This window comes from Anaerocolumna xylanovorans DSM 12503, from assembly GCF_900143645.1.
Taxonomy (GTDB): Bacteria; Bacillota; Clostridia; order Lachnospirales; family Lachnospiraceae; genus Anaerocolumna; species Anaerocolumna xylanovorans.
Genome location: NZ_FRFD01000003.1, coordinates 47,995 through 72,139, shown reverse-complemented (window position 1 = coordinate 72,139; position 24,145 = coordinate 47,995). Strand labels below are relative to the sequence as shown.

General features: G+C 42.0%; 23 protein-coding genes and 1 pseudogene. 9 read left to right on the top strand and 15 right to left on the bottom strand.

From position 1 onward, the window contains the following. Window positions 1–7: 7 nt before the first annotated feature. From BUF11_RS00360 to BUF11_RS00345, 4 genes are all read right to left on the bottom strand, one after another. Window positions 8–835, bottom strand: coding sequence for a carbohydrate ABC transporter permease (locus BUF11_RS00360; protein ID WP_242952288.1), 828 nt, complete (start codon window positions 833–835; stop codon window positions 8–10). Then, complete coding sequence (locus BUF11_RS00355) at window positions 828–1,712, bottom strand: carbohydrate ABC transporter permease (RefSeq protein WP_073586835.1); 885 nt, start codon at window positions 1,710–1,712, stop codon at window positions 828–830. The genes BUF11_RS00360 and BUF11_RS00355 overlap by 8 nt, the downstream gene beginning before the upstream one ends. A 151-nt stretch (window positions 1,713–1,863) precedes the next feature. Beyond that, window positions 1,864–3,183, bottom strand: coding sequence for an ABC transporter substrate-binding protein (locus BUF11_RS00350; protein WP_073586834.1), 1,320 nt, complete (start codon window positions 3,181–3,183; stop codon window positions 1,864–1,866). Window positions 3,184–3,278: 95 nt separating this feature from the next. After that, window positions 3,279–5,123, bottom strand: a complete 1,845-nt coding sequence (locus tag BUF11_RS00345) for a beta-N-acetylhexosaminidase (protein WP_073586833.1) — start codon at window positions 5,121–5,123, stop codon at window positions 3,279–3,281. A gap of 272 nt (window positions 5,124–5,395) precedes the next feature. Between BUF11_RS00345 and BUF11_RS00340 the strand changes: the two genes are divergently transcribed. Then, window positions 5,396–6,226, top strand: a complete 831-nt coding sequence (locus tag BUF11_RS00340) for a MurR/RpiR family transcriptional regulator (protein WP_073586832.1) — start codon at window positions 5,396–5,398, stop codon at window positions 6,224–6,226. Beyond that, window positions 6,219–7,229 carry an ROK family protein gene (locus BUF11_RS00335; RefSeq protein ID WP_330393828.1) on the top strand — a complete coding sequence of 337 codons (1,011 nt, stop codon included), beginning with the start codon at window positions 6,219–6,221 and terminating at the stop codon, window positions 7,227–7,229. Before BUF11_RS00340 ends, BUF11_RS00335 begins: the two co-directional genes overlap by 8 nt. A 49-nt stretch (window positions 7,230–7,278) precedes the next feature. Here the strand turns inward: BUF11_RS00335 and BUF11_RS00330 are convergent, their stop codons facing one another. From BUF11_RS00330 to BUF11_RS00315, 4 genes are all read right to left on the bottom strand, one after another. Next, window positions 7,279–7,995, bottom strand: a complete 717-nt coding sequence (locus BUF11_RS00330; RefSeq protein WP_073586831.1) for a GntR family transcriptional regulator — start codon at window positions 7,993–7,995, stop codon at window positions 7,279–7,281. Window positions 7,996–8,297: 302 nt separating this feature from the next. Beyond that, entirely contained in the window at window positions 8,298–8,825 is a 528-nt protein-coding gene (locus BUF11_RS00325; RefSeq protein ID WP_073586830.1) for a DUF1097 domain-containing protein, read from the bottom strand. Between the two features lie 71 nt (window positions 8,826–8,896). After that, a complete protein-coding gene (locus tag BUF11_RS00320; RefSeq protein WP_073586829.1) occupies window positions 8,897–10,138 on the bottom strand; it encodes an oxidoreductase in 1,242 nt (413 codons plus the stop codon). Between the two features lie 40 nt (window positions 10,139–10,178). Beyond that, complete coding sequence (locus tag BUF11_RS00315) at window positions 10,179–11,693, bottom strand: xylulokinase (RefSeq protein ID WP_073586828.1); 1,515 nt, start codon at window positions 11,691–11,693, stop codon at window positions 10,179–10,181. 245 nt (window positions 11,694–11,938) lie between these two features. On the opposite strand from BUF11_RS00315, the gene deoC reads away from it, so the two are divergent. The 4 genes from deoC to BUF11_RS00295 are packed head-to-tail and all read left to right on the top strand — an operon-like array spanning window position 11,939 to window position 15,131. Next, complete coding sequence (gene deoC / locus BUF11_RS00310) at window positions 11,939–12,634, top strand: deoxyribose-phosphate aldolase (protein ID WP_073586827.1); 696 nt, start codon at window positions 11,939–11,941, stop codon at window positions 12,632–12,634. Between the two features lie 18 nt (window positions 12,635–12,652). Beyond that, on the top strand, window positions 12,653–13,627 hold the full coding sequence (locus BUF11_RS00305; RefSeq protein ID WP_073586826.1) for a sugar phosphate isomerase/epimerase family protein: 975 nt from the start codon (window positions 12,653–12,655) through the stop codon (window positions 13,625–13,627). Between the two features lie 12 nt (window positions 13,628–13,639). Next, entirely contained in the window at window positions 13,640–14,713 is a 1,074-nt protein-coding gene (locus BUF11_RS00300) for a zinc-dependent alcohol dehydrogenase (protein ID WP_073586825.1), read from the top strand. A gap of 22 nt (window positions 14,714–14,735) precedes the next feature. Continuing rightward, the gene (locus BUF11_RS00295) at window positions 14,736–15,131 is read left to right on the top strand and encodes a VOC family protein (RefSeq protein WP_073586824.1); all 396 of its coding nucleotides are present in this window, start codon (window positions 14,736–14,738) and stop codon (window positions 15,129–15,131) included. Window positions 15,132–15,230: 99 nt separating this feature from the next. Here BUF11_RS00295 and BUF11_RS00290 read toward each other — a convergent pair whose 3' ends face one another. The 3 genes from BUF11_RS00290 to BUF11_RS00280 are packed head-to-tail and all read right to left on the bottom strand — an operon-like array spanning window position 15,231 to window position 16,629. Continuing rightward, window positions 15,231–15,623 (bottom strand): FMN-binding protein, encoded by a 393-nt coding sequence (locus BUF11_RS00290; protein WP_073586823.1) that lies wholly within the window; start codon window positions 15,621–15,623, stop codon window positions 15,231–15,233. Further along, complete coding sequence (locus BUF11_RS00285) at window positions 15,624–16,049, bottom strand: flavodoxin domain-containing protein (protein ID WP_073586822.1); 426 nt, start codon at window positions 16,047–16,049, stop codon at window positions 15,624–15,626. Then, window positions 16,042–16,629 carry a TetR/AcrR family transcriptional regulator gene (locus BUF11_RS00280; RefSeq protein WP_073586821.1) on the bottom strand — a complete coding sequence of 196 codons (588 nt, stop codon included), beginning with the start codon at window positions 16,627–16,629 and terminating at the stop codon, window positions 16,042–16,044. The genes BUF11_RS00285 and BUF11_RS00280 overlap by 8 nt, the downstream gene beginning before the upstream one ends. Window positions 16,630–16,847: 218 nt before the next feature. On the opposite strand from BUF11_RS00280, the gene BUF11_RS00275 reads away from it, so the two are divergent. Genes BUF11_RS00275 through BUF11_RS00265 form a run of 3 tightly spaced genes read left to right on the top strand, consistent with a single transcriptional unit; the run spans window position 16,848 to window position 19,202 of the window. Beyond that, complete coding sequence (locus tag BUF11_RS00275) at window positions 16,848–17,303, top strand: MarR family winged helix-turn-helix transcriptional regulator (RefSeq protein ID WP_073586820.1); 456 nt, start codon at window positions 16,848–16,850, stop codon at window positions 17,301–17,303. Window positions 17,304–17,340: 37 nt separating this feature from the next. Further along, window positions 17,341–18,627 (top strand): MATE family efflux transporter, encoded by a 1,287-nt coding sequence (locus BUF11_RS00270; RefSeq protein WP_073586819.1) that lies wholly within the window; start codon window positions 17,341–17,343, stop codon window positions 18,625–18,627. A 14-nt stretch (window positions 18,628–18,641) separates the two neighbouring features. Beyond that, entirely contained in the window at window positions 18,642–19,202 is a 561-nt protein-coding gene (locus BUF11_RS00265) for a hypothetical protein (RefSeq protein ID WP_073586818.1), read from the top strand. 34 nt (window positions 19,203–19,236) lie between these two features. Here BUF11_RS00265 and BUF11_RS00260 read toward each other — a convergent pair whose 3' ends face one another. The 4 genes and pseudogenes from BUF11_RS00260 to BUF11_RS00245 form a co-directional block, all read right to left on the bottom strand. After that, on the bottom strand, window positions 19,237–21,897 hold the full coding sequence (locus BUF11_RS00260; RefSeq protein ID WP_073586817.1) for a translation factor GTPase family protein: 2,661 nt from the start codon (window positions 21,895–21,897) through the stop codon (window positions 19,237–19,239). Window positions 21,898–22,027: 130 nt separating this feature from the next. Continuing rightward, window positions 22,028–22,315 carry a DUF1905 domain-containing protein gene (locus BUF11_RS25110; RefSeq protein ID WP_073587834.1) on the bottom strand — a complete coding sequence of 96 codons (288 nt, stop codon included), beginning with the start codon at window positions 22,313–22,315 and terminating at the stop codon, window positions 22,028–22,030. Window positions 22,316–22,351: 36 nt separating this feature from the next. Then, window positions 22,352–23,029 (bottom strand): annotated as a pseudogene (locus BUF11_RS23715) (DUF5655 domain-containing protein); the annotation flags it as partial. Between the two features lie 22 nt (window positions 23,030–23,051). After that, window positions 23,052–24,137, bottom strand: coding sequence for a HAMP domain-containing sensor histidine kinase (locus tag BUF11_RS00245; protein WP_073586816.1), 1,086 nt, complete (start codon window positions 24,135–24,137; stop codon window positions 23,052–23,054). Window positions 24,138–24,145 lie beyond the last annotated feature (8 nt).

Below are 24,145 nucleotides of genomic sequence, written 5' to 3'. Positions count from 1 at the left end.
TGTTGTGTTATCCTTTCACCGCACCGCTGATGGCTTCGATGTAATTCTTCTGACAAAGCAAAAATACAAGAACAATAGGTACAATCGATATGACAGTTCCCGCGGCAATATAACCGAATTTATAATTGAAGCTGCCGTTTAGATACGACAAGGCGGTTGCTAACGGATACTTTTTCGGATCCTGCAGAACAATAACAGGCCAGAGAAATTCATTCCAGCGGCTGATAAAGTCAAAAATTACAACCGTACTGACAGAAGGCATAATACCCGGTACCATAATCTGTCTCCATATTCTTGTTTCCTTAGCGCCATCAATTCTTGCCGCTTCAATCAGCTCTTTGGGTACGCCAAGATAGGATTGCCGAAGTAAAATGATACTAAATACTTTGACAGAACCGGGCAGTATAACACCCACCAGACTGTTCAGCAAATGTACATTACTGATAATCAGGTAATTAATAATCATTCCTGCCGCTGCCGGAATAATCATAGTCGATATCAGTATCCCCATAATGATTTTCTTTCCTTTAAATTCCATACAGGCCAAAGGATAGGCACACAGCGCTGAAAAAACAACATCAATGGCAATGGAACTTAAGGTAATAACCAGCGTATTCCAGATATATCTCGGTACTGAAAGGAATTTAAACACGCCCAGATAATTATTCAAAGTCGGGTGAGCCGTAAAAAATTCCAGGCTGTAGATGTTTTGTCCGGTTTTAAAGGAAGTGGAAAGCATCCATAAAAAAGGGCCTGCACAAATGAGAGAAATCAGGATAAGGCCAAGATAGGCAAGTATCGTGCTCCTATTTTTTCGTTTGATTTTTTTAATCACTGTAGGTCATGCCTCCTCCCTTTTTGCCATAAAGAAAGACAAAAATGCTTAGCACCGAGGTAATAACTGCCTGTACCGCGCCGATTGCAGCCGAATAACCAAACTCAAAATCGGTAAATGCTTTCGTATAGGAATAATAATTGATTACCAGTGTCGCATTGTAAGGTCCGCCTTTGGTCAGTACATAGACAACATCAAATACTCCGACTGCCGATATGACCGAATTAAGAGTGCAGAACCAAATATAAGGTTTTAATAAAGGAAGTTTAATTTTTATAAAACCCTGCAGCTTATTGACACCGTCTACAATTGCCGCCTCTTCCAATTCTTTCGGGACAGATTGAAGTCCCGCCAAATACAACATCATATAATAACCAAGCCCCTGCCATATCGTTATGAACATGATACAGATCATGGCTGTCTTCCCGCTGCTTAAGAATCCGAGAGGATTGCTGATCAGACCCATATCCTGCAGAGCCGTATTTATAAGACCGCTGGGATCAAAGAGAAAACCCCAGATAATTGAAACTGCAACCATAGAAGTAATAACAGGAATGTATATCAAAGTACGGAATATGGAAATTCCCTTTAATTTTCGATTTACCAGCAAAGCTAAAAGAATGGACAGTATCTGTAATACCGGTACTACCGCCACAAACAAAATAGAATTTATAATAGAAATACGAAATTCCGGGTCACTAAAGGCACGCTTAAAATTATCCATTCCAATAAATTTAGTTTTTCCCAACACAGAATAATCATAAAACATTAAAGGCAAACTGCCGATGATTGGAACAAGAACAAAGACGACTATCATGAACAGCGCCGGGGCCATAAACATATATGCCTTAATGGTCTGTCTGGTCTTTACTTTCATAAATACCTCCTTCTTAATTAAGCATTGTCATAAAAACTTAGTGTGCTGCCCGCCTCATGATTTGCTAAAAATGAGCCAGGCAGTACACTTGTGTGTATCCAGACAAACTTAATACATCCGGGTGCTATTTAGCAGCAGCCCTCTTAAAACACTATTTCTGTAATACGCTGTTAACTGCTTTCTCCTGCGCGTCTAACGTCTTTTGAATGTCAGCACCGTTAATGATAACAGCCTCATAAACCTTATTAACACCACTTTGTACATCTCCCTGATCTTCGATACCCAAAGAGTAATCCTTGGAGGTCTTGCTTATATCAACGGACATCTTTCTGGCGATTCCTTCCAGAGTGGCTGTGTCTGATTCAAAGTACGGATCCTCACTGGCAGCAGTGGTAGAAGGGAAAATAGCAACCTGCTTGCAGAATGCCAGCTGGCTTGCATCATTGGTAATAAAGGATGCAAATTTGATTGCTTCCGTATGGTTCTTGCTGGCTTCCGGAACGACAACGTTCATAAGGGGGTTACGGCTTAAGCCTATACTGCCCGTCATAGGTGTGGCAATACAAATTTTTTCGTATACATCCGGTGCCTCATCCTTGATTCTGGATAAGGAAGATCCGGAAGAACTTATGGTAGCTAATTTTCCTGTCTCAAACAGCTTTAATTCATTATCCCAACTGCCCCAGTTAGTCTTTGGCAGATAACCCGCATCCGTCATATCCTTAAAAGACTGAAGTAAATTAACGGTATCCGGTGTATTAAATGCTGCAGCAGTACTATCCGTATTTAAAATCGGAATCCCCTGCTCAAATAATAAACTAAAGAATTCCGGAGGATTGTAAAGATAAGCGCCTGTTTTATCCTTCATAGTCTTTGCCATCTCAAAGGCATCCTGATATTTAGATGGAATCTCTGTCAGACCTGCCTTTTCAAACAGTTCTTTATTATAGAACATAATGTTCGGAGATGCATACCAGGGAAATGCATAGACAGAGTTGCCTATTTTTGCAGAGTCATATAAACTCTTCACATAAATGCTCTTCTGCTCTGCCGTAGCTTCTGCCTCTAAATCCACCAGTGCACCTTTTCCGGCAAGAGTTAATGCCATCTGGGTATTTAAGTTAACTACATCCGGTGAAGTGCCCCCGGCTGCAGCTGTAACCAGTTTCTGCTGAATGGAATCATAGGGCAGATCAGTCCAATTCACAGTAACACCCGGATTTGCGGCTTCATAGTCTTTGATCAGCCCATTGAAGAAATCCGTGAAAGTAGGCTGCAGGGAAATGGTCCAGAATTCAATGGTAACCGGTTCCGCGGTTTCAGCCGTTTCTGTTGGTGTCGCGGTTTTATCATCTCCAGTTGCCGCGGGTGTATCCTTCTTTGTGTTTTCCGACGTACTCTTGGTGCCGCAGCCAGCCATCATTCCAATGGCAAGTACCAACACCAGTAACATACTGATTGCTTTCCTCATATAAAATCCTCCTTAAGATAAATAAAATATTTAACAGGCAGGCCCCCTTGCCATACCGTGTTATCGTGGATAAAAAATACATTTATTGCCTTGTACTATTCCATTACAGATGGTGTTACTATGTGGTGCCAAAAATTATAATTCACCTGTTTTATATCCTCTTCCTTATAATATCCGAAAGGTTTTCTGTCAGCTTCCAGTTCTTCCAGGCTGTCTACTCTTCCCGAGGTATACTCTGCCAGCCTTTTCTTTACATAATCCAGTCTTTTTTGAAGGCCTCCAAGGCGGATGCACTGGACTTCAAAGCCAAAAGGCTTATTCTCTGTTTCCCATTGCACTTCCAGAGCATGATAAAAATCTTCCAGTTCTGCCTGTATTACCGGGATTTTTTCGCTGGCAATTTCCCTTAGCAGCTGGCTGTCTTTCCTGTCATAAGCTTCTTTTATCTGTATTCCAAGTTCTGCTTTATCTTTAAGCACCCGGCACAGCTTTTTCTGGGTGGCAAACAGGTAACCATAATCTGCAGACATGCAGCATTCCCTAAGCTGTTCCTCCGCCTTTTCATAATAGTTTGATAAGCCTTTCGTAACAAGGGAATCGAAGGTGCCAAGCAGAGCATCGTTATACAGCAGATATTTGCTGGCGTTATTATGTACTGTTTTGTCCTCCGGGCTTGGATTGGCAGTATCTATCAGCATAAACTTATCAAAGTCTATTCCCGTTAAGATCTTAAACTTCTCCTTTTCCGGCTCTTCCCTGTAGTTATACTCTGCATCGGCATAAAGAGCGGGCAGAATGGAAAAATGACTGGCTTCCCCGCCATTGTCTCCCCATGCCGTTATCGTTACAGATTTGATACCGTTATCACGGCAGGCTTTTATTGATGTTCTTCCAATCTCCATACTGTAGGAATTATAGGGTGCAAACCCCATCCATTTCCATGCTCCTGATGCAAACCCAATTTTATCGGTAAGTTTTAAATGCTTTTTAAGCATCCCATTATAATGCTCTTCCTTACAGGAATAATAATCCCAATATACCAGCTCCACATCTTCCGGTATGTCAGGAAGCTTAAAGGGTGCATCATCATCTATGTAATATTCACCGGCATAGGCAAGCCGGAAAAACATATCACTCCACATCTGGGCCTTTAAGCCATGTCTTTTGCAAATTTCCAAAACACGTTTAAGATGTCCGTCCATGATATCGAAACGGTCAGTAAAGCCATGCTTATCCAGGTACTGCCCAAGCCCTACCATATGTGCTTCATCCATTCCGATATTAATTTTCCGGCTGCTTAAAGCCTCACTGACTGTGCGGATAATATTTTCCAGCAGCTGGTAGGTCTTTTCCTCTCCCACCAGAAGAATATCCTGGGTATCTATAATTTCTCTGTAGTCCTCATATCTGGTTATTTGATTTAAATGGGCAAGGGTCTGTATATATGCTCTGATTTCCACACCAAAGAGCATGGCATATTCATCTGCCGCCTTTAGCTCCTCTTTGGTCACAGCGCCTCTCATATATCCGAAATAGGGTTCTTCCTCTACTTTAAGGGTATCCTCCATATAAAACCCAAGAAAATCGTATCCCATAAGCGCCAGCAGCCGGATATACTGCTTAATCTTACTAAGACGCATCACTGCATTTCTTGAAAAGTCAAGCATCACCCCAAACTCCTGAAAGGAAGAGGCTTCTCTTACCATATAGTCTGCATCATTTCTGGCACAGGCTGTCAGTAAAGCACGGCAAAAATCAGGAATCCGCTGATACTGTATTTTCAATGTTTCTTTGCTGCTGTTTATTTCAAACCCCCGTTCCTCGCAGCTTTTGGCAATTAACATTCTGCCTCCAACCGTAAGGTCTATATGCAATATATCTTTTACTTCTTCTACTACCCACCTGATTTCCATACTGCAATGGCTGATATCCAGTTTCATTTTAACTCCTTTCGTGAATATCAAATCTTTGATTCGATATTCCTGGCTCCTTTCCTTCTCCGCCGGTTCACCGGTATCTGTTGTTTGAATTATAGCACATCCCTTTAATTTAACAATAAGTTAGCCCTATACTGAAAGTAATTGCACAAGTTGTAACTATACATATGTTTTGTGAAAATACTTTCATCATTTCTGTGGTATAATCTATTGTGTAAACAATATGATATGTGTATAATGAGGCTAAACATGCTGTGCACAATAGGAGTAGATTTATGAACTATGCAAACGGAGAAATCAAGCAGAAAATATTAAAAGTTTATGATGAATTTACACCTGTTGAAAAGAGTGTAGCCGACTTTTTTCTAAACAATACCAAGAAAATGGATTTTCAATCCAGAAATCTGTCCAAGCTGTTGTACGTATCGGAGGCCACTCTTTCCCGCTTCGCTAAAAAATGCGGGTTTAAGGGCTACCGGGAGCTGATTTTCGTATATAAAAAGGATTTGGAAGGCAGTATAAAAGAAAAGGATATCAGTACCCTGTCAGCTCAGGTACGAAACACCTACTGGAGGCTGTTGGAAGAAAGTTATGAATTGCTGGATGAAGCACAGATGAAGCGGATTGCCAATATGGTAAACAAAGCCAGAAGGGTTTGTGTATATGGTATGGGAAGCTCCGGCTTTGCTGCCAATGAATTCCGCCTCCGGTTCATGAGGACAGGCCTTTTCGTAGAAGCTATTACAGATTCCCAGATGATACAAATGTATTCCGCTCTTTTGGATTCTGATGATCTGGTGATTGCTATCTCCTTAAGCGGAAAAACAAAGGAAATCCTGTCAGGAATACGGCTGGCAAAGGAACATAATGCCAGGATAATTTTGATAACCTCCAACAAAGAGATTGCCGAAAAAGAATACTGCGATGAGATTCTCTATGTTGCCACAACCAAGAATCTGGAAGGCGGCACTATGATATCACCTCAATTTCCTGTATTGGTAATGATTGATATTTTCTACACCTATTATGTTGAAAACGATTCTTTTTTTAAATCCCAAAAGCATAAAGAAACCCTTTTTGCTTTAAGGAAATCTCTAAATGATTAATCAGGAGGAACAGATATCCAATCAGAGATTGGATATCCAGAAAGAGGTTACTATGGAATACATCGGCATGGATATCGGCGGTACCTCCTTAAAGCTTGGTATCATTAACGAAGAAGGCACTGTGCTTTCTTCCGCCGCTTTCGAGGTTGCTTTCGACGGGTATGAAACCCCTATCCTTAACACAGCGGTAAAGAGCCTTAAACATTTTTTAGAGGAACATAGACGGCTTCCAGGCGAATTTGCCGGAATCGGCGTATCTGCAACGGGACAGGTAGACCCATCAAATGGTGTAATTGCAGGTACTGCCGGACATATAAAGAATTGGCAGGGGAGCAGAATCCGTGATACCCTTTTTGAGAATTTTAAACTGCCGGTTACTGTTATGAATGATGCGAACTGCGCAGCCCTTGCAGAAAAGTGGATTGGGGGAGCAAAAGAAGTATCCGATGCTCTTGTAATAACCATCGGAACAGGTGTAGGCGGCGGCATCCTTATCAATTCCAAAATCTTCACAGGCTTGGGATTTGCCGGAGAGCTGGGGCATTTCTCCCTAAAAGGAGACGGAAAGCCCTGCACCTGCGGCAACAGGGGCTGCTATGAACAGTATGCCTCTACTACGGCACTGGTAAATGCCGTTGCCGAAAGTGTCTCAAAGGGGCTGCTCTCCCTGGAGGACTTTGAAAACAGAAGTATTAACGGCAGGAGTATTTTCAAATTACTCTCCTGCGGTAATCCTGTACTTTTGCCTATTTATGGCCAATGGCTTGATGATATTGCCCAAGGTCTGGTCAGTCTGACCCATATCTTCAACCCGCAGCTTATACTCCTTGGCGGAGGTGTCAGCAAGCAGGAGAAGCTGTTTATCGAACCGCTCCAAAAAAAAGTAATGGAACGGGTAATGCCGGCCTTTCGCCAGGGCCTTCAGATAAAGGCCGCTTCCCTCTTTAATGACGCCGGAATCGTGGGAGCAGTCTATTACTTCAAGAATTTTCGGGACAAATAAACAGGTGTGCCAAGACGATTATTTCATTTCGTCCTGGCACACCTGTCTTTTAATCACGTCCCGTTAAATATACACTGTACTCATATTTTTCTGCAACCAGCTTTATCGTCGCATATTCAACAGGTCCTTGCTCATTTTGCGTAATACGTTTGCTGCAAAGCAACGGGGAAGCAAATGGAATCCTTAGAATTTGAGATTCATTAAAGTCTGCTGCCATGGCAAAGATATGTTCCGTTGCATCCTTAAATACGATATGGTATTGCTTTTCTAAAAATGAATACAGGCTTGTAAACTGATTGATATACTTATCCAGGTCCGGAGCAGCCTCCATCTTTATATAGTTTACCATAATAGCAATAGGAATATCATTTGTACACTGCACACGCTGAAGTTTGAAAACCTCATCTCCCACAGCAATTCCTAATGCTGCCGCAACATCCTCCGCCGCCATAACTCTCTCGACGCACATCCCCTGAGTGGTTACTTTATACCCCTTTTGTGTCAGTGTTTCCGTAATGGAAGTAATCTTATTCAAACGCTGAATTGCAGTTAAATCAACTACTTCCGTACCACGTCCCTGCTTTACTTTCAGGTATCCGTCCGCTGCTAAAAGGCTTACTGCCTTTCTGACAGTCGTCCGGCTTACCGAAAACATTTTCTCTAGCTCTGGTTCTGTCGGCAGAAGAGCACCCTGTTTATATATTCCATTTCTTATATTGTTTTTCAGTTCAATATAAACTTTTTTATAAGACGGAATCCCTGCCATATGTACAATGCTCCTTTTGATTCATACTTTTTCCTTATTTTAGCTTTAAGTATAGCAATAACTTTTCATTCTGTCAAACAAGCTTCTATTTCCTCTTTTCAAATTCCAATTACTTTGCTATACTGTTACTATCAAGGAAAACTTACTGAAATGGGTTTCTTTGAAGGGATATATCTTCTCTTGTTAATTGCCTGCCAAAGCCTATTAACAAATCGGAAGGTATATCTTTTTTTATACCATTTTCACACGGCCCCATCATCCGGTATTCCTTTCTGCCTGTCCGAACTTTGTATTTTTCCAGCTTAAGCTTTTGGAGAAAAGTAGTTTAAAATCTTTACTGTCAGATATCCTGAAAAGAATCCGATTGCAGCATAAACCAGTTCGGCAACGGCTACTAATAAATATCTCTTTTCAGCTACTGCCGGTATCCCCATCATACCGAAAAATGTTGCCGCCCCCAGATAAATTGCAGAAACCCTGTTGGCAAAGGGAAGCTTTTCACCCAAATCCATGAAGATAACTCCAACCACCACTGCAAGAGGAAGGGCTACATAGGCTGTATTCATACCAAAACCGCTGAATAAGGAACCACATAGAAAAATAATAACTGCACAGATAATACCTACAGCAAAACTGCTCCAGGAAATAAGAGCATCCTTTGGCGTGCAGCCGGAAAAAAAGTAGCACGACCATGCAATAAAAGCCACAAAAGTCAACCCTGCATTCGGTGTAATAAAACCAACCGCCTGTAAAACATTTGTAAGCAGCATAACCAAACCTGCAAGAATACCTATTAACAAATGAGCTTTACAAAAATTTTTAGCATCCATTATATTCTTCTCCTTGTATCATATAAATTCAATTTTTCAGATATTATTTCATAACCTCCGGCACCCAAACATCAGGTATGATTCTGATTTAATTTCCCCATTTCTTTTCTGGTATTTACAAGAGTATCCGTATAGTATTTATTAAAGGTACAACATCCAATAGGCTTCTGGCGAATTAATAATTCAAGACAGTTGTCGCAGATTGTACAAAAATGAATATCCTGCTCTTTTCCTTCTTCTAATTTCAAAGGCAGTAAAGGGTCTGCAAAGGATTGTCTTCCCAATGCAATCATATCTGTGATTCCGCGCTCAATATTACGTGCACCAACCTTCAGCATTGTATTTTCAGCAGGATCACATGCCTGAAGTCCTCTATTTCCCCTTCCGTATACGGAATAGTTAGAGCCCACAATGACTGTTTCCGGCTTTACTGCATCCTTTAATGCTTTCTGAAAGGTCTGGTGTAAATAAGCTATGTATGGATGTTGACGCTCTGCCTGTACAAGACTTACCGTAATGGAAGGGCTTCCAAGGGTTTCAACAAAATACTGGGCCCCTCTTTCCTCTAGCCCTTTTACCAATGAAAGGGGTTCCTTCAAATCAATAAGGGCAGAATCCTCTGCATCCGTACCAAAACCGCCCGGGAAACCTTCCCACATGGAAAGCTTGGAGCCAATGAGGAAGTTTTTATCATTTACGGCACGTGAGATCCTTTCGTATAAATCAAATGCAAAACGGCTGCGGTTTTCCCAGCTTCCGCCATACTTCCAGTCCCTGGAGTTATAAGGGCGGATAATCTGAGAGCCAAGATAGCCATGGCACAGCTTTAAATCCACACCATCTGCTCCAACCTCATGGGCAATTTGAGCAGAAAGTGTATACTCATCCATAATCTTATCCACTTCTTCTTCCGTTAACAAATCCCCGCCATAACCATAAAGCGGGTTAACTGTTACTCTTCTTGAAAAATTTGGATTACTCAATTCCCCGGAATGTGTTAACTGAAATACGATTAAAGCATCCGGATTAACTTCTTTCAGCTTTTTAATAAACCGTTTTAACGCTTCTGCATTTTCAGGCATAATCATTAACTGATTATCACGGCTCCTTGATTCGTGAGTAATTGAAATAGCTTCCAGCGTAATTATTCCCGCCTTACCTCTGAACAGATTGGTATAGCGTTCCAAGGTTAATTCACTCGGATTGCCTTCCTTATCCGCATCGCAGCATTCCATAGCCTGGATAAAGAAGCGGTTCTTAGATTCACGTGTTCCGACTTTGATTGGAGATAATAATGTTTCCTTGTACCCCATTTTTTAAATCCTCCTTCGATTCGTTAAATTATAAAATGTATTATAATGCATTATGCATATAATCACCAAAATCAGCCAGTACTTTTGATGCATGCTTAAATATCTCTAACTGCTTTTCGTATATCCGCACATGCTCTGCATTTGGTATATAGCTTTTTTCTATCCTGTGCAGATGTTTTATAAAACTGTAGTCTTTGATAATTCCCAACGACCTTGCGGCTGCCGCGGCCGCTCCCAGAGATGCTGCATCCTGGTCAATACTGCTCTTTATAACAGTAACGTCAAAGACATCCGCAAATAGCTGCATCCAGAAGGGACTTTTGCTCCCGCCTCCGCATATCAGCAGTTCCTCATCCATAACCACTTTTTCTTTCATAAAGTCATAGGAACATTTCAGATTCATTGTAATACCTTCCAAGGCGGATCGAATCAAATCCTGCCTTGTGACTGCCAAATTCAGATTCAGAAAAGCCCCCTGAATATTAACACTCTTATCCTGGGATGTCCCTCCTGCCAGGCTTGGATTAAATATCACTCCCTTTGCTCCCGGAGGAGAATTTTCTGCCTGTCTGCAAAGCTCGTCATAGGTTTCCTTGATTCCCTCTGTCTCATTTCCGATAGCATCCCGTATCCATCTAAAAGAATTTCCTCCCGAAAAGATGGAGAAGGCGGAAGTAAACATATCTTCTTCAAGATGTGCAAATACATAAGGCTTTTTCTCCTTATCAAGGATTGGTTCATGAGAATTAACAGGGATCCAACTGGAGGTTCCAAGGGAAATATAAGATTTTCCTTCCTCTGCCCCTGCTGCCCCCAATGCCATACAGGCATTATCAACACCTCCGCAGGCAACGGCCGTTCCTTCCTTAAGGCCTGTCAATTGTGCCGCCTCCCGGGTAACATATCCTATTATGGTATGGGATGTCACAATATCAGGGAAGATATCTCCCGGCAATCCTGCTGTCTCCAAATATTCTTCCTTTAGCTTTTTCTGTTTTAAAGCATAAGCGCCGCACCCTGAAATATAGGAGAAATCCGTTGCCATCTTCCCTGTTAGTTTAAAATTAATATAATCCTTTGAGCCAAGCACTTTATAGGTCTTCCTAAAAACATCCGGTTCGTGCTTTTTCATCCACATCAGTTTAAATATAGAATAGCATGCACTGGGAAATCCATTTCCTGTGGTCATATACCATTCATCCTTGTTTACTTTTTGAAAAAATTCGTCCGCCTCATTTAAAGCCCTGGTATCTGACCAGATAGGAACTGCATCCAGAAGACAATTTCCATTCTTATCAACCGGAACATTCACAAGACTATGCCCGGACAAAGCAACACATCCAATCTCTTCCTTCCTTACAGCAGTCTCTTCTAACAGGCTGCGGCAGCATCTGACCACACCCTGCCACCAATCTTTCGGACGCTGTTCATGGAACGAAGGTCCCGGAAATAACGTCTCATATTCAATAAATACCTTTCCAAGTGTATCAAGAGCTTCATCATACAAGGAAGCCTTTACACCACCTGTTCCAAGATCAAACGCAATTACTTTCATAACGGCTTTTCCTCGTTTCTTGATTATGAGGCATATTATACAAACATAATTATGTTTTGTCAATCACTTGGACTTTATATTAATTCACTTTGTGCATTTATATGGTTTTTTATTATTTTTATTGTGATATTTGTACAACAAAAATATTTTTCAGTAACTTTATTGACACAAACATTATTTTTATGTTATATTCATCTCGAATTCATAATTATGTTTTCAAAATGAATACAGCGGAGGAATGTAAAATGGTTAATGAAACAAATTTTTACGCTAATTTGGGTAGAATATTGGATGTCAGTACAGTTCGGACCGACGTAACAATGGAGGAAATCAACCAAATGATTGATATTGTACGAAAGTACAATTGTATCTGTGCCAGTCCAATGCCTTGGGCTACCCGTTATACCCTTGACAAATTGGCAGATTGCCCTAATACTGTTGTTACAGGCGTGGTCGGATTTCCCGGAGGCGCTGAAACTACTCACATTAAAGTATCTACAGCAAATGAACTGCTCTCTATGGGCTGCAAAGAGCTGGACATGGTTATCAATGTCAGCGCCTTAAAAAGCGGCAATTATGACTATGTAAAAAACGATATCAAAGCTGTTGTTGAAACGGCAGGCAGTGTTCCAGTTAAGACTATCCTGGAAATCTGCTACCTTACAGATGAGGAAATTAAGAGAGCCAGCGAGATCGGTGTTTCTGCCGGAGCGACATACATAAAAACAGGCACCGGCTGGGGACCGAAGCCAACCACAGTAGAGACGGTAAAGCTGATTCGTTCAGTCATTGGAAATTCTGCAAAAATCAAAGCAGCCGGCGGCGTAAGAAACTTAGATACCCTGGAACAGATGGTAAAAGCAGGCTGTGACCGTTTTGGAATCGGTGTAAGAACTGCTAATACAATATTTGAAGAAGTCGAGAAAAAGATAAAGAAATAATTGGAGGAGGTACTATTTATGAAAGTAGGTTTTTGTACAGTTAACTTTTCTGACTGGAAACTTGAGGATGTAGTAAAACTGGCTGCTGAAAAAGGATATGAAGCAGTCGAAATTCCAACTTATACAGACAATGGGCAGCTTGACCCCGATGAAATTACAAAGGGTGATAATGCAAAAAAATTAAAATCAATGGTAGAAAGCCACGGACTCTTTATATCTGCATTGAGTAATCATGCTGACAGTATGGCAATCCTAGGTGAAGGCAAGGATGTTGCCCACATCTGCGGCGGAACCCCCAAAGAACAGCATGCGTTTGGTATAAACAGCTTAATCCGCAGCGCACAGATAGCCAATGCCTTAGAGGTTCCGACTGTTATAGGCTTTACCGGCATTCAAAATATGGGACACTTCAACGTATTTCCTAACAGCAAGGGATGGGAAGAAGAGGAGCAAAACTTCGTAGAAAGATTCACTCCCATTCTGGAAAAATATAAAGAATATGGTGTTAAGTTAGCAATCGAAGCCCATCCCAATAACATTATCTATGATTTACACAGCGCCAGAAGAGCTGTCGAATTACTTCACAATCATCCGAACTTCGGTATAAATATGGATCCTGCAAATCTCCTTTACACAGGGATATCCGTAGAAGCTTTCGTGGATGAGATGAAAGATAAGATATTTGCTGTTCATGCAAAGGACACACAAATTCTCTCCCATAATCTTCCCCGCGGCGGATACTGGATGTTCCAGGGTAACTGGGCAGAGCTAAACCGCTCCTTCCGCTTCCGTATCCCAGGCTGGGGCAGTGTTGACTGGAAGAGCCTCATCACCGAGCTTTACCTTGCCGGTTATGACGGAGTATTCAGCTATGAACATGAAGATGTAACAATGTCCAGAGCAGACGGTGTCGATAAGACCATTGCCTTCTTAAAGCCCTTGATGATTCAGGCGCCTTACGAAGGACGTAACGACAAACTTTTTACCAAATAAGGAGGTAGTATCATGAGTAAAATGATGAAAGCTCAGGTAGTGGAAGCTCCCTATAAGATGACCTTAAAAGAAGTACCTGTTCCTGAAATTACGGATGACGAGGTCCTTATTAAGATTAAATATTGCGGAATCTGCGGTTCCGATTGGAGTATTTTCACAGGAAAATATGTTCCCGAAAAGCTGCCTCTTATTACAGGGCATGAATTCTTTGGTACAGTTGCCGAAGCGGGTAAGAATGCCAAGGGCATACATATAGGGGATCGTGTTAGTGCAGATATTGTTATTAACTGCGGCACCTGCTATTACTGCCGGCATGGTGACGGACTGCTTTGCGAATCCTTTGAACAAATAGGCATCAGTACCAAGGATTTGCCGGGTGGATTTGCGGAATACATCAAAGTTCCCTGGAAGAATGTTTACCATGTTCCGGATGAGGTTGACGACTACAAGGCAGCCTTTGTTGAACCTCTTACCACCGCAATCCAGGCATCCCGCAATATGGACTGCAATATTGCCGGAAGTGTCGTTATTATCGGTTCCGGTCTTGGCATTATTCATGGCTGCCTCGCAAAATTAAGAGGTGCCGCTCCCATTATTGTCATTGACGGAAATAAAGACCGCTTGAAAATGGCAAAAGAAATGTGCGCTGATTATATTATTGATTTCACCGAAACACCTGACACCGTTGCTGAGGTTAAGCGCCTGACCGGCGGAATCGGTGCTGATTACGTTCTTGAAGCAGTGGGAAATCCCAGGACCTATGAGCAGGCATTCCAGATGGTGCGAAGAGGCGGTAAAGTAGAATCCTTTGGTATCTGCAAGGAAACCGACCAGATGAGCATTTCTCCTTATCAATTCGTGCTGCATGAAAAGAGGGTATCCGGAAGCTGTGCAGGGATTGGCAACGATTGGGGTGACGCCATTAAACTCTTACAATATAACCGGATCGACCCCACTCCTCTAATATCCATGATCGTCCCCCTTGAAGAACTGGAGTCCGCTCTAAAAGAAATCCAGGAAAACAAGAAACTGGTAAAAGTACTTGTCAGCCCGGAGATTAAAGAACGTATCATACTGGAAAATTAATGAATTAATGCGGGGTGCTGCTATGATAACCGGAATTGACCACTTTACAATTAATGTACTTGATCAGGAGCAATCCGATATATTTTACTCCAAAATATTGCATTTTGAGAAACTGGAAACCATTGATATGGGGGATTCATGTATAACCTACTATTCCTTGCCAGGCCGGATCAGACTGGAACTGATTAATTATTATACAAAAGAGCCCAAGTCCGCCAATACGCAAAAAACATTAGGCTGTTTCCGCCATCTTGCATTTGAGGTCGACAATCTGAATTCTTATCACGACATGTTTTTAAGATACAATGTACCGGTTATTATGCCGCCAACCCTAATGGATAAGCTTCATTGCCGCGGTATGCTGATTCAGGACCCTAATGGTGTAGAATTGGAACTGGTAGAAAAAAGCGATAAATAAATCAGAAGGCCTGTTAAAAGTTCCTTATCATAATATAATGGATATCACCAACTGCAGGCGATGGCTTTCAGTTGGTGATATATACCGGCCTTTTCCCCTTCATCTGCCACTATTGTAACCTTCTTTTAATGCCTTGCTGACGGCACTTTTTATCGTTTCACTGGAAAACGTTGCACCGCTGACGGCATCCACATGATAGCTGTTCCCAGCTATCATGTCTTTTGTGATAGCTTCCGCTTTACTGCCCAATCCGTTTTTATGCTCTATAATAGCAATCTTTTCTATCGAGTGATCCTTCACTGTCACGCTGACTTTGACAAAAACCATGCCTGCATCTGCTTCCCCATAATAGGTGCCGTCCGCCACCAGATTCATATCAACGTTCTCATACACCATTGCTGCTAATTCACTTTTTGCACTGCCAGCCATCCATAAATAAGCTCCCAGGACAATAATAATTATAATAAAAAGAACTATACCTGCCTTTTTCATCTACTCCTTCACTCTTTCCGACAGCCTGACAGCAAACTCTGCCGCTTCTTTCACATCATCTTTACCGGGATGGCCTATTTTCATAAATAAAAAGCTACCCTGACTTAACAATTCCTCTGCAACCGGAATCCCTTTTTCCTCCAGAAGCTTTCGTATCATATCCTGCCCCTGTTTTTTTGTTGCACTGGAAGTTACGAGGGCAGCTTTTTTTACTTTTTCTTTGTCTAACTTCTTTACAAACTCCAATAGCTCCGGAAGACTTCCTCCTCCGTAAATACCGCCGACAATGAAAAGTAACCCCACCTCTTCTAAAGCAGGATTATCTGCTACATTATCTGCCTGAACATTTAAAGCCTTTCCCATTGCCAGTGCAAGCTTTTTAGAGTGCCTGGTCTTGGTTGCATATACAATACGTGATTTACTCATGATAAAGAACCCCCTTTAAGATAATATTATATTGAACCTTAAACATCTCTTCTGCCTGTTCCATTGTCATATCTGTATGCCTTGAAATCATAAGATGAAAACCCAGAAAAGAACTCCAAATAGCAAAAGCAGCTTTTTCAGGGTCCATTTTTTTTATCAACCCTCTTTCCATTCCTGCTTTCAGCCTTTCGCTCAAATGGGATATCCACTGAGGTTTTTCTGCTATTCGTCTGCTATATTTATGCAGGACAATTAAGTTGTATTTTTCAGGTTCTTCAAATGCCAGCTTCATAATTCTATGAAATACCGCTTCCATTTCGGAGACAATGTCCTTTTCGTTATCCAGCACTTCCATGATTTGAGTACGCAGCCATTCTGTCTGTGTTTCTTCTATTGCGTCTATAATTTCCTGTTTATCTTTGAAATGATGGTATATAACACCTGTAGAGTATTTCATCTTTTTGATGATTTTCCTTATGGATACCTCCTCAAAGCCCTCTCTGATGCCGATTTCCAATGCTGTATCAAGAATCTCCCTTCGAACTATTTCACTGCGCATTTTTTGCTCTTCCCGTGCCATAAAATATTCCTCCATAAAATCATAACAGTGTTAAATTTAATAACGCTGTTATGATTATGATAATATAACACCCAGCATATGTCAATATTAATTCTAATTTCATAACTGTTTTTAAAATAAATTTTAGAGGAAAAGCTATAGAAAAAAATACAAAACTATGTTATTATTAATTTTGTCCGAATACGGACTAATTTATATATACCAGGAGGCTTTTGTTCATGTGCAATAATGATATCAGGCAGGAGATCAAAAACTATTACGATGTTTATTGGGGTGTTAATTTCATTTATGAGAATTGGGCCAAAAGATACGGTCTTACGATAAATTCCCTGTTTACACTTTATATCATCCACGAATATCCGGACCAATGTACTTTACGGTTTCTTTGTGAAAGTCTGCTTTTCCCAAAGCAGACCGTAAACACTATCCTGGATTCTTTTGAAAGAAAGGGATATCTTACAAGAGAAACCGCCAAAGATGATAAGCGCAGCAAGATTATTACGCTCACCACAGCCGGGCAGCAATATGCAGACCTTCTTCTATCTGATCTGCTTGCCTTTGAGCAGGAAGCTTTTAGGCATATGAGTCTCTCAGAGCGGGAAGGGCTGATAAAGGGCAATTGGGCCTTTTATCATAATCTAAAGGATGCATTAAATAAGAATGAAAAGTTATAATGCATCCGTACACTGGTTTTATTTTGGAGGTTTATGAATGAAAAAGCAATTTTGGAAATACATCCTGCCGTCCATGATTACCTTTTTGGTAACCGGCATTTATGTCAGCGTGGATGGCTTCTTTGTAGGACGTACAGTGGGAGATGTCGGTCTTGCCAGTATTAATGTGGCCTGGCCCCTTGCCGCATTGATATTGGATATCGGAACCGGAATCGGTATGGGTGGCTCTGTTAATATCTCCAACTATATGGGAGCAGGCGATAAAAAAAGAGCCGATAAAGCTTTTGGCAACACGTTGGTTGCATTGCTGTTATCTTCCCTTGTAATTACCGCATTTTTGCTTCTGTTTGGAAAGCCGCTGCTGCGTTTAATGGGAGCGGAAGGCGAAATTCTTACATTAGGCAGTGAATATATAAAAATCCTTGCCTGCGGAGCTGTTGTGCAAGTCTTTGCTACCGGAGTCACGCCTTTACTCCGCAATCAGAACAAACCCATGATTGCCATGTCTTTGATGCTGATGAATTTTACTATTGATACGGTTTTAAGCGGCGTATTTGTTATGCTTCTTGGCTTTGGTGTCAGGGGCGCTGCATTGGCTACTCTGGTGGGGCAATTTATTACCTGCATTCCTGCATTATTTATTTTATTTAAAAAGGAGAGCCGGATTCCTTCTTCCTGTTATAAACTGGAGAAAAATATGCTTTGCCACATTGCTAAGGTGGGAATACCTGTTTTTGGTTTAAGCTTTATTCCCTCTTTGACCATACTTATTATTAACCGGCAGGCAGTTACCTATGGCGGTACCACGGCAATTGCCGCCTTTGCGGTTATTTCCTATGTCCTAAGCATCGGGCAGCTCCTTTTACAGGGAGTAGGGGAAGGTACCCAGCCCTTGATCAGCTTCTATTATGGAGCAAAGAACCCCCAGGCAGTAAAGACCTTCCGGAAATGGACTTATGCTATGGCCTTTGTTATTGGCATCCTTGCTACTGCCGCCATTATCCTGCTGCGTAATCCCATTGCGGACTTCTTTGGTGTATCGGGGGAAACAGCAAGGGTCCTGCAAACAGCGTTGCCGCTATGTGCCCTGTCACTGCCGCTGTATGCTTTTTCCCGTGTGACTACGGAATATTTCAACGCTGTAAAAAAGAGCAGAAATGCTGCCGTTATGGTTTATGGAGAAGCTTTTGTACTGCTGCCACTTGCAGCATTTATTCTGCCGAAGATTTTTGGCATAAACGGTGTATGGATTGCCGTTGCTTTGGTACAGCTCTTACTCCTCTTTACCGGAATCTTTTTGCGGATAAAAAGCCGCCGCATATAAGAAAGGAGTCAATTATGCAATCTGTTAAAACAATCCATCTTATGTTTTTCAGTGGTACCGGAGGCACCGCGCTGATTGCCGGTAACCTGGAAAAAATCTTTTTGGAAAAAGGCATTCTTATAAGCAAAGCAGAACTTCCCTTAAAGGGTTCCCTGCAATATGAGGCTGACCTGCTCCTTATCCTTTACCCTGTTTATGCTTTTAACGCCCCAAAGCTTCTGGAAGAATGGATTTCATCCTTGCCAAGGGGCAAAAAGCAACGTTCTTCGGTCATCTCTGTTTCCGGGGGTGGAGAAATCAGCCCCAATACCGCATGTCGTGTACGCATTATCCGGCAGCTGGAACAAAAGGGCTTTCACGTATTTTATGAAAATATGCTTGTTATGCCAAGTAACTTTATGATAAGCTATGACGATATTGTCTCTGCCATGCTGTTAAGGGTATTACCTCTTAAAGCAAAGAATGTTGCAGAGGAAATACTTTCAGGCAAACAGCGCCGTACAAAGCCCTTAGCGGCAGACCGCCTGTTTTCCAGAATGGGACTATTGGAATATCTTGAAGAATTTTATCCCTGATACATAAAAGAAAAGGGGAAGCAAACATTCTTGTTTACTTCTCCTTTTCTTCCTTTATCAGATTTTCCATCTGTTGCTTTGCTTCAGGAGACAGGTTATCTATCAGGTGGTTTCGTTTATTTTCCTGGATGCTCTGATATTCCTGCCTCATCCTCTCACTGGCCTCTTCCATATCTTCCTTTAGTTCTCTGGCAGATAACAGAGAACATCCGGCTCCCCGTATGATAACCTGCTGCAAGCCGTCCGAGGTAGCAACCACGATATTGTATCTTTTCTGATTATCATGGGCGAATTTTTCAATATACTGATCCGCTGTCTGCGCTTCTTTTGTGTATACCATATGGATATTATGGTAATCTATCACCTCTTCAAGGTGCCCTTGAACCCGGTATGCATCAAATACAACAATTATCCGGCATTTACGGATTCCCTGATAATTGCTTAAACTATCCAGCAGCTTCATCCTTGCGCCGTCCATATTATCCTCTGCAAGTTCACTAAGTTCAGGCCATGCAAAGATGATATTGTATCCATCTACCAGAAGATACTCTTCCCTGGTTTCTTTCTGTATTCCCATGTTGCCGGCTTTACCGCTGCTGATGCTTTCATAATAGTTTTCAAGGGCTGTTTTGCGCTTTTTCCAGCCCGACTTCCTTCCCTGGTTTGCATAGGAAATGCTGCCTATTATCTTATCAACTTCTTCTAAGCTAATCCACCTATCCTCTGCCTGTGTGGGTTTATTTCCGACTGCTTCTTTCGGTAAGTTAGTCTTCTCTTTCAGATACCCTTCCATATGCATATAGTTCTTTACTTCATACCAGTCCACCAAAAAGCCTGCACCATGTGCGCAAAATACGGAGCCCGTCGGATTTTCCATATCTCTTTCCGAATCGTATCCGATGCTTTCAATGACCTCCTCTGCATTATGGCATGGCTCATATCCTTTCAGACTGCAAAATAACCTGCCAAGGCCCTGGGTGTAGGCAGCCACTTCTTTTTGATAGTTTCGCATAGTAATAACCGGGGCACTGCCTCTAAGAAATGCCATTCCGTTATGGGTCTGTGCAATCTCACTTGTGCCGCACATTTTCTCAATATCAGTCATGGCTCTTCCGACCATTCTCTCCGGCAGCTCTAGCTGGAAGGTATAATAGGGCTCTAGCAGTACGGATTTGGCCTCCTTTAGCCCCTGCCGTACCGCGCGGTAAGTCGCCTCTCTGAAATCTCCGCCCTCCGTATGTTTATTATGTGCTCTGCCGGAGACCAGGGTAATCTTCATATCTGTAACCGCCGCCCCGGTTAACACTCCTTTATGTGCTTTCTCTTCCAGATGGGTTAATATAAGCCTCTGCCAGCTTTTACCCAGAATATCCTCGCTGCAGTTCAAACCGAACACAAGACCGCTTCCGGGTTCCCCCGGTTCTAATAGCAGATGAACTTCCGCATAATGGCGCAAGGGTTCAAAATGCCCCACCCCTTCTACAGTATCTGCAATTGTCTCTTTATACACGATCCTTCCGTCACCAAATACTACCGGAATACCAAACCGGCTTTCTATCAGATGGCAAAGAATCTCTATCTGCACCTCTCCCATAATCTGTGCCTGAATTTCCTTAAGCTGCTCATCCCAGACTATATGAAGCTGCGGTTCCTCTTCCTCAAGACAGCGAAGTTTTGGAAGCATCACTCTTGGATCACAGTCTTTCGGAAGAATAATCTGATAGGATAACACGGGTTCCAATACCGGTGTATGAATCGCTCTTTCTATCCCCAGTCCTTCTCCGGCTTTTGTCATGCTAAGTCCTACTGCTGCACATATGGAACCTGCTTCTATTTCACCTGCTACCTCGTATTTCTCTCCGGAATAAAGGCGGATCTGATTGACCTTTTCTTCCCATGTACCATTTGTCAGGGTATCTTTCACCTTAAGTCTTCCGCCGGTAAGCTTTAGATGAGTAAGACGGTTTCCCTGCTCATCCCTTGTTATTTTAAATATCCTGGCACCAAATTCATTGGGATAAGAAGGTATTGTGGCATACTTTTCGATACCATGCAGTAACTGCTCCACACCTTCTACCTTTAAAGCAGAACCAAAAAAACATGGAAATACCCTGCGCTTCTTTATGGCTTCTTTCATCTGCACCATTTCAATACGTCCGGTTTCCAGATAGGACTCCATCATAATTTCATCACACATGGCAAGCTGCTCGTAAAAACCATCTGTCTCATCTTCAAAATTGATGCATCCGTCCTCTAACTGCTTTAATTCCTTTATCAGTTTATCCTTATTCGTTCCCTCCTGGTCCATCTTATTGATGAAGAGAAACACCGGTATCTGATACTTATCAAGAAGGTGCCATAAGGTCTTGGTATGCCCCTGTATTCCGTCTGCACCGCTGATTACCAGAACGGCGTAATCCAGTACCCCAAGTGTCCTTTCCATCTCCGCGGAAAAATCCACATGTCCCGGAGTATCCAATAAGGTAATCTGGGTTTCGCCTATATCAAAGATTGCCTGCTTGGAGAATATGGTGATTCCCCTTTCCTTTTCTAACTCATAGGTATCCAGATAGGCATCTTTTTTATCTACCCTGCCTAACTTTCCTATTTTACCGCTTAGATACAGCATACTTTCTGATAATGTTGTCTTGCCGGCATCCACATGGGCTAATATTCCAATAACTAGTTTTTTCATAATCTATTCAAATCCTTCATTTTCCGTCTATTTAAAACCACAGCCTGATTTAGCCTGTATGTCGATTCTTCTATTATTATGATACCAGTAAGTTAGGAATTTTACAATTTTCTTGTGCCACTTTCCGCCTCTATTTTGTATTTCTTTCTTCCAGAGTAACCTTGACAGTATCGCCGGGCTGCTTACCGATTTTTGCACGGATTTCCTTACGGATACCAAGGATGTGACAGGGTGTTCCCATCTTCACCAGGCTTCCGTCATAGGGCTCTCCGTCAAAAGTGGCATGAACCGGTACCCTGCTTTTACCGTATTTTTCTTTTACATCAAAGGGAATCTCGACATAAGCGCCGTCTATGTCCGGAACCTTTTTAATAACAGCTTCAAACTCATATACTTCTTTCCTGCCGTCTCCGCTTATTCCCTCGGTACCTGTGGCTTCCTTAACCCGAAACCTTGTAATTTCCTCAATTAACTTATAAGGTATAGGTTCTGATAACGGAAATTGAATTGCTCCCTTTGAAGTCTTATAGCCGGAAAGTTTATCGGTAAAAGCAGCAACCCCTCTCTCCCCAGGATAGAGTCCGATATGGTTTTTCATCGCGGCAAAATGCACCAAATTTTCCTTCTGCCAGAAGGTCGGCATCTGCCAGCTTATCTTTTCCCTGGCTTCCGGGGCAGCTTGTCTGATGGTCTGACGTATCTTCTTTAGAATCTCCTGCACTTCTTCCGGGAATAAGGCAAAATATTCCTCAAAGGTGGTGTATGTTGGTTTATCTTCCACACTTCTGGAAGCGCGGTTGGATTTGGTTAAGTCATATGCCCTAACTATACGCTCAAGCAGTTCAGGGAATTGTTTGTTATCTGTCACTTCAAAATAATGGGTCACCCTGTTCTTTGAGGTTCTTACTACTTTAGCCGGCTCCCATTCCTCATGAATACTATCCGAAGCAAATCCGACAACCATGCAATCCTTTTTCCCACTAATCTCTGCAAATGTTGAATTATGTTTCCAGGTCAAGGTACTGGATGTCTCATATTCTTCAAAGGTTCCAAGCTTTTCTGCTGCCATGCCGTGCAGTTCCTTATACAGGGGTAACCACTTGGCCCGTACGCCGGTAAAAATAGGACTCATTCTTTATATTCCTCTCTTTCTGCTATAGAAGCGGTACCTTTACTTCCATTATGGTACCCTTACCTTCTTCACTTATACAGGTGATACTTCCGCCCAGTAACTCCATAATTCTTTTTACAATGGAAAGTCCAAGTCCATTTCCCTGCTTTTTGTGTGATTCCTCGCACTGATAGAACTTATCAAAAATCTTTGACTGTTTCTCGGGGCTGATTCCTTCTCCCTCGTCTCTGATGGCTACAATCAGATTATTCCTTTCAATCTTACCGGTAATCCAGATACTGCTGTCTTCGGGAGAATATTTTATGGCATTGTCAAGGAGATTCACCCATATCTGCGTCAAAAGATCCGCATCGCTTATAACCAGGAGATTGCCGCAGTCTACTTCATAGTTTCTGCTTTTATCCGGCCACTTTTCAGACAGCATGATAATGCACTTACGTATCTGCTCGTCAACACGTATTTTATCCTTCTTTGCAACTATCTGCTGGTAATCCAGCCTTGACATACGAAGCATATTTTCGCATAAACGGGACAGGCGGAGGGATTCTTTATTCACTAACATAAGGTATTCCTGCTCCTCCCCGGGACTAAGACCGCCTTCCATTAATATTTCGCTGAATCCGGTAATGGCTGCCACCGGCGTCTTTACTTCATGGGATACATTGCTCATGAAATCCTTACGCATATAATCCATTCCGTTTAATTCCGCTGTCATAGTATTAAAATTACGGGCCAGCTCATCTATCTCGTTGGTAAATTCATATTCGCTGCTGCTTTTTGTTTTTCTGTCAATATGAACGGTAAAATCTCCGCCGGCTATTCTTTTTACAGCCCTGGTTATTTCTTCGATGGGTTTTATAAGATGTATTGCACCAAACCACAACATAATACCGCCAAATAGCATGGTGAGGGTACACACCAGAAGACATACGATAATAGCCACCTGCGGGGTAAATGCCCCGTGATAAAACAGCTTCATTCCAATTAAAACTAAAACAAAGGAAAAAATACAGGCGCTGCACAAGGTAGTAATGGACACCAGGGAATAATAAAGCCGGAGTGACATCCGGTATCTTCTTTTTTCTTTTTTGCTATCCTCATTTTTCATAAAACCTC